Origin of the sequence: Pseudomonas fulva NBRC 16637 = DSM 17717 (assembly GCF_000730565.1) — a bacterium.
GTDB classification, from domain to species: domain Bacteria; phylum Pseudomonadota; class Gammaproteobacteria; order Pseudomonadales; family Pseudomonadaceae; genus Aquipseudomonas; species Aquipseudomonas fulva.
This window is the reverse complement of record NZ_BBIQ01000013.1, coordinates 144,356-150,426: the sequence shown is the minus strand read 5'-3', so window position 1 is coordinate 150,426 and position 6,071 is coordinate 144,356. Positions and strand designations below refer to the sequence as shown.

At 62.2% G+C, this 6,071-nt stretch carries 6 protein-coding genes; 1 reads left to right on the top strand and 5 read right to left on the bottom strand.

Going from position 1 to position 6,071, the window contains the following annotated elements; genetic code table 11:
• On the top strand, positions 1-477 hold a 477-nt coding region (locus PFU01S_RS22460; protein ID WP_176564489.1), incomplete at its 5' end, for a hypothetical protein.
• A gap of 33 nt (positions 478-510) precedes the next feature.
• Here the strand turns inward: PFU01S_RS22460 and PFU01S_RS14580 are convergent.
• Genes PFU01S_RS14580 through PFU01S_RS14560 form a run of 5 tightly spaced genes read right to left on the bottom strand, consistent with a single transcriptional unit; the run spans position 511 to position 6,066 of the window.
• Entirely contained in the window at positions 511-1,284 is a 774-nt protein-coding gene (locus PFU01S_RS14580) for an enoyl-CoA hydratase (protein WP_027914980.1), read from the bottom strand.
• 13 nt (positions 1,285-1,297) lie between these two features.
• On the bottom strand, positions 1,298-2,425 hold the full coding sequence (locus tag PFU01S_RS14575) for an acyl-CoA dehydrogenase (RefSeq protein ID WP_027914981.1): 1,128 nt from the start codon (positions 2,423-2,425) through the stop codon (positions 1,298-1,300).
• An 8-nt stretch (positions 2,426-2,433) separates the two neighbouring features.
• Positions 2,434-3,627 (bottom strand): acetyl-CoA C-acyltransferase, encoded by a 1,194-nt coding sequence (locus PFU01S_RS14570; protein ID WP_028687300.1) that lies wholly within the window; start codon positions 3,625-3,627, stop codon positions 2,434-2,436.
• Positions 3,628-3,638: 11 nt separating this feature from the next.
• Positions 3,639-4,406, bottom strand: coding sequence for an SDR family NAD(P)-dependent oxidoreductase (locus PFU01S_RS14565; protein WP_027914983.1), 768 nt, complete (start codon positions 4,404-4,406; stop codon positions 3,639-3,641).
• A 13-nt stretch (positions 4,407-4,419) separates the two neighbouring features.
• Positions 4,420-6,066 (bottom strand): AMP-binding protein, encoded by a 1,647-nt coding sequence (locus tag PFU01S_RS14560; RefSeq protein ID WP_027914984.1) that lies wholly within the window; start codon positions 6,064-6,066, stop codon positions 4,420-4,422.
• Between the last annotated feature and the right edge of the window lie 5 nt (positions 6,067-6,071).

Here is a 6,071-nt window from a genome sequence, read left to right as displayed (position 1 = left end):
TGGCGCCTGGACTATCGCGCGCTTAGAAGCAAGAGCAACGGCAACGGCAACGGCAACGGCAACGGCAACGGCAACGGCAATGGCAATGGCAATGGCAATGGCAATGGCAATGGCAATGGCAACGGCAATGGCAGCATCAGCATCAGCATCAGCATCAGCATCAGCATCAGCATCAGCATCAGCATCAGCATCAGCATCAGCATCAGCATCAAGGATTGCAAACCACTTAGGCTATTTGGTCAATGCCTCCGATTCCAGCTGCCGCAGACGCCGCCCGTCCGGCAACATGATCTCAACGGTCGTCTCGGAGACGCGCCGCTCAGGCTGGACCGCCTGTTGCTGCGCCTTGCGCGCTTCAACCCTGCGCTCGATCATGCTGGGGTAGCGAGACGCCAACAGGCCAAGCGCAGCAACAAACAGGACCACCCACACTATCGCACCGGCATCACCCTGAGCGCGACGCCTCTTCATCCTTGAACCACCGTGCAAATCACTGCAAAACGCCCCCTGTCAACGATCCTTGAACTGCGCTTCACGCTTGGCAATGAACGCGGCCATGCCCTCTTTCTGATCTTCGGTCGAGAACGCCGCATGAAACACTCGCCGCTCGAACCGCACACCTTCGCTGAGCGTGACCTCGAACGCGCGGTTGACGCTCTCCTTGACCATCATGCTCACCGGAATGGACTTGGCAGCGATGGTGGCGGCCACGTTCAGCGCCTCCTGCAACAGCTCGTCCTGCGGCACGACACGCGCCACCAGCCCTGAGCGCTCCGCTTCCTCAGCACCCATCAGGCGACCGGTCAGGCACAACTCCATGGCTTTGGCCTTACCCACCGCACGGGTCAAGCGCTGCGTTCCACCCATGCCCGGCAACACCCCCAGGTTGATTTCCGGCTGACCGAACTTGGCATTGTCACCCGCCAGAATGAAGTCGCACATCATCGCCAGTTCACAACCACCGCCCAGCGCAAACCCCGACACTGCGGCAATGATCGGCTTGCGCCGATTGGCAATGCGGTCGGCATCGCTGAACAGGTCGTCCACGTAGATTTGCGGGTATTTGAGCTCAGCCATTTCCTTGATGTCAGCGCCAGCTGCAAACGCCTTCGCCGAACCTGTGAGCACCACGCAGCCAATGCCAGGGTCGCGCTCAAGCTGATCCAAGGCCTGGTTCAGTTCGCTGACGATCTGCGCGTTCAAGGCGTTGAGCGCCTGCGGGCGATTGAGCGTGATCAGGCCAACCTTGCCATGAATGTCCAACAGGATGGTTTCGAATGCCATGTGGTCTGCTCCTTCAAAGATTGCGCGCAATGACCATGCGCTGAATATCGCTGGTGCCTTCGTAAATCTGGCAAACCCGCACGTCACGATAGATGCGCTCCAGCGGGAAGTCGCTCAGATAGCCATAACCGCCCAGGGTCTGCAAGGCATGTGAGCAAACCTTCTCGGCCATTTCCGAGGCAAAGAGCTTGGCCATGGACGCTTCCATCAGCGCAGGCTGCCCCGCATCGCGCAAGGCGGCAGCGTGCAACACCATCTGCCGGGCGACGGCGACCTGGGTTGCCATGTCCGCCAACCGGAAAGCCACGGCCTGATGCTCGATCAGCGGTTTGCCGAAACTCTGCCGCTCCTTGGCATAGTCACGGGCCACTTCGAACGCGGCGCGCGCCATGCCTACGGACTGCGCCGCGATGCCGATGCGTCCGCCCTCGAGATTGGCCAAGGCAATCTTGTAGCCTTCACCCTCCTCACCCAGTCGGTTGGCCACAGGCACGCGCACGTTCTCGAACACGATCTGACAGGTGTCGGACGCATGCTGGCCGAGCTTGTCCTCGACGCGGGCCACCTGATACCCCGGTGCGTCGGTCGGCACGATGAACGCGCTGATGCCGCGCTTGCCTGCCTGCGGATCCGTCACGGCGAACACGATCACCACCCCGGCATTCTGGCCGGAGGTGATGAACTGTTTGCTGCCACTGAGCACGTAGTCGTCGCCCTCGCGGCGCGCACGGGTTTTCAGGCTGCTGGCATCGGAGCCTGCCTGAGGCTCTGTCAGGGCGAACGCCCCAAGCATGGCGCCGGTTGCCAGCGGCGTCAGGTACTCGCGCTTTTGCTGCTCCGAGCCAAAACGCAGAATAGGCACACACCCTACCGAGTTGTGCACGCTCATGATGGTCGAGCACGCACCATCGCCGGCAGCGATCTCCTCCAAGGCCATGGCATAGGCCACATAACCGGTGTCGCTGCCGCCCCACTGCTCAGGCACCAGCATGCCGAACAAGCCGAGCGCTGCCATTTCCTCGATGGCTTCGCGCGGAAACCGATGGTCCTTGTCCCATTGTTCGGCAAACGGTCTCAACCGTTCCTGTGCAAAGCTGCGCACAGCATCGGCGATTTGTTGTTGTTCCTCGTTGACCAGCATGGTTCACCTCACTCCAGGCATTCGACAGCCATGGCCGTGGCTTCACCACCGCCAATGCAGATGGCCGCCACCCCGCGACGCAGGTTGTTCTGGCGCAGGGCATGCAACAGGGTGACCAGAATGCGCGCCCCTGAGGCGCCGATCGGGTGGCCCAAAGCGCAAGCGCCGCCATGAATGTTGACCTTATCGTAGGGCAGGTCCAGATGCTTCATGGCTGCCAGGGTCACAACCGCGAACGCTTCGTTGATTTCGAACAGGTCGACATCGCTCAGCGCCCATCCCGTACGCTTGATCAGCTTGTCGATGGCCCCAATAGGCGCGGTCGGAAACAGGGCCGGGGCATCGGCGAAGGCCGCATGGCCGTGGATGATCGCCATCGGCTTCAGGCCTCGCTTGTGCGCCTCGGAGCGACGCATCAGCACCAGCGCTGCCGCACCATCGGAAATGGAGCTGGCGTTGGCAGCCGTCACCGTACCGCCGTCTCGAAACGCCGGGCGCAATTGGGCGATCTTGTCCAGGCGTGCCTTGGGCGGCTGCTCATCGTCTTTGACCAGACGGCGTTGCTTGCCTTGCGTCACCTCCACCGGCACGATTTCATCCGCAAAGCGGCCACTGAGGATGGCCTGTTGGGCACGGGTAAGCGATGCGATGGCGAAGTCGTCCTGGTCTTTACGGCTGAAACCATTGGCCTGGGCACAGTCCTCGGCAAACGTGCCCATCAAGCGACCCTTGTCATAGGCGTCCTCAAGACCATCCATGAACATGTGATCGATCACCTTGCCATGGCCCATGCGGTAACCGCCGCGGGCCTTGTCCAGTAGATAGGGGGCGTTGCTCATGCTCTCCATGCCGCCGGCGACCACCATGTCGGCGGTGCCTGCCGCCAGCAGGTCATGGGCGAGCATGGCGGCCTGCATGCCGGACCCACACATCTTGTTGAGCGTGGTACAGGTGGTGTGCTTGCCCAGGCCAGCACCCAGTGCAGCCTGACGCGCCGGCGCCTGGCCAAGGCCAGCCGGCAACACGCAGCCGAACAGCACCTGATCGACGCTGTGCGCCTCCACGCCCGCGCGCTCAATCGCGGCGCCAATGGCCGCGCTGCCCAACTGCACGGCAGAGAGACTGCTAAGCTCGCCTTGTAATCCACCCATCGGGGTTCGTACTGCGCTGACGATGACGATGGGATCTTCGCGGGTGTTCATGGGTGTAACCCTCACTTGGCTGCCATGCGCAAGGCACCGTCCAGACGGATGACCTCACCATTGAGCATGCTGTTCTCGATGATGTGGCGCGCCAGCGCCGCGTATTCCTCTGGACGCCCAAGCCGCGGAGGAAAAGGCACACCCGCTGCGAGCGAGTCACGAACCTCGGGCGTCATCCCGGCCATCATCGGCGTTTCGAAAATGCCTGGCGCGATTGTCATTACACGAATACCGTAACGCGCCAGCTCGCGCGCGGCGGGCAACGTCATGCTGGCAATGGCCCCTTTGGACGCTGCATAGGCACATTGCCCGATCTGGCCGTCGTAGGCCGCGACGGAGGCCGTGTTGATGATCACGCCCCGCTCGCCTGCGTCGTCCGCCCCTCCCTCGGCCATGGCCTGGGCACATAACCTCAGCAGGTTGAAGCTGCCCACCAGGTTGACATTGATGACGTGGGCAAAACTGCTCAGACGGTGCGGGCCTTGCTTCCCCACTACCTTTTCAGCGCCCACGATGCCTGCGCAGTTCACCAGACCGTGCAGGCTACCGAACGCTGCCAGTGCCGCCGATACGGCCGCCTGCGCAGCGGCTTCGTCACTGATGTCGGCCACGCTGAAGCGCGCGCGCTCGCCCAGCTCGTGGGCTTTGGCTTGCACGGCGTCGCCGTTGAGGTCCACGAGCATGACCGAAGCGCCTGCCTCGATCAGCATGTGCGCGGTAGCGGCGCCCAGACCGGAGGCTGCGCCGCTGACGATGAAGTGTTTGTTGGCTATTTGCATGATCGGTTTCCTCTCAAACGCCGGCCGTGGTGGCGAGCTGCGCGTGTTGTCGAGCTACTTCCTGATTGCGCAGGATGAAGCGTTGCAGCTTGCCGCTGGGTGTCTTCGGCAACTCGCTGACGAACTCGACTTCTCTGGGGTAGGCATGGGCGTAGAGGCGCTGGCGGACATGCTGGCGCAATTGCTCTTCAAGTTCGGCGCTGGGGCCGTAACCCGTGGCCAGCACCACGAATGCCTTGATCACCTCGGTGCGTTCAGGATCAGGCTTGCCGACCACTGCCGCTTCGATGACGGCCGGGTGCTCAATCAGTGCGCTCTCCACATCGAAGGGCCCAACCCGATACCCGGACGTGGTGATTACATCATCGCTGCGCCCGACGAAGCTGATGCTGCCATCGGGGTTCAGTTCGACGGTGTCGCCGCTCAGGTAGTACTTGCCAACGAAGGCCTTGGTTGGCAGCCCGTGGTAACCGGCGAACCAGCACAGGGGCGATCGTTCGCGATCCACCGCCAGGATACCCGGCTGACCGGCGGGCAGTTCGCGTCCCTGCTCATCGAGTACGACAATGCGATGCCCCGGTATGGCAAAACCTGCAGATCCCACGTGCACCGGGTGGGCCAGGCCGTGATGGTTACACAGCACCATGCCCAGCTCCGTCTGCCCATAGTGGTCATGAATGGTTACCCCGGCATGCTCGGCGAACCAGCGGATCACTTCAGGGTTCAACGGCTCTCCTGCACTGCTCACCACGCGCAGGCGTCCTTTGACTGGGGTGCTGAACTGATCACCGGCTGCAATGAGCAGGCGAAAGGCCGTTGGCGAGCCGGCCAGGTTGTTGATGCCCAGCTGGGTAATGACCTTCGTACAGCTGTCGACACTAAAGGGGCCGTTGTAGAAGGTGGTCGCCTGCCCGAGTGAAAGCGGCCCGGTCACTGCGTAATAAAGTCCGTAGGCCCAGCCTGGGTCCGCCAGGTTCCAAAACCTATCCTCTGGGCGCAGATCGATGGCATCACGCATGTAGCCTTGGAACGCTACGATGGCCCGTAGCGGGACCTCAAGGGGTTTGGCAGGGCCGGTGGTTCCGGATGTGAACATCAGCAGGAAGGGATCGTCACCTGTGAGCATGACCGGTTCACATTCAGGCGAGGCGTTTTCAAGGCACTCCTGAAAGTCCAGCTCGCCGTCACGGGCATCGACCGTTATCGTGAGCGGGCAGCCGTGGACGTCATCGAGCTTTATCCGGTTGCTGCGGTCAGTCACCACGACACGGGCATGCGACTGGTGCAGTCGATGTTCGATGGCAGCAGGCCCGAAGGCGGTGAACAACGGCTGATAAACGGCACCCAGACGCCAGGTGGCTAGAATGGTGATCAACAGTTGCGGGGTGCGCGGCAACAGCCCCGCTACACGGTCGCCCGCACTCACCCCGTGGGCGCGCAAGACACTGGCAAAGCGGGTGGCCAGTGCCTGCAGGTTGTCGAAACTCATCTGTTCGCAGTTGCCTTCGCTGTCCAGCCAGTTCAGGGCCAGCTTGTCGAAGCCAGTGTGGCGATCACAACATTCGACACAGGCGTTGAGGGCCTGCAGTTCGCCCTGCAGGGCAGCCTGCGCGGCCCCAAGGTAATGGAACGAGCGAACGGCCTCGGCGTAATCACGCATCGTCA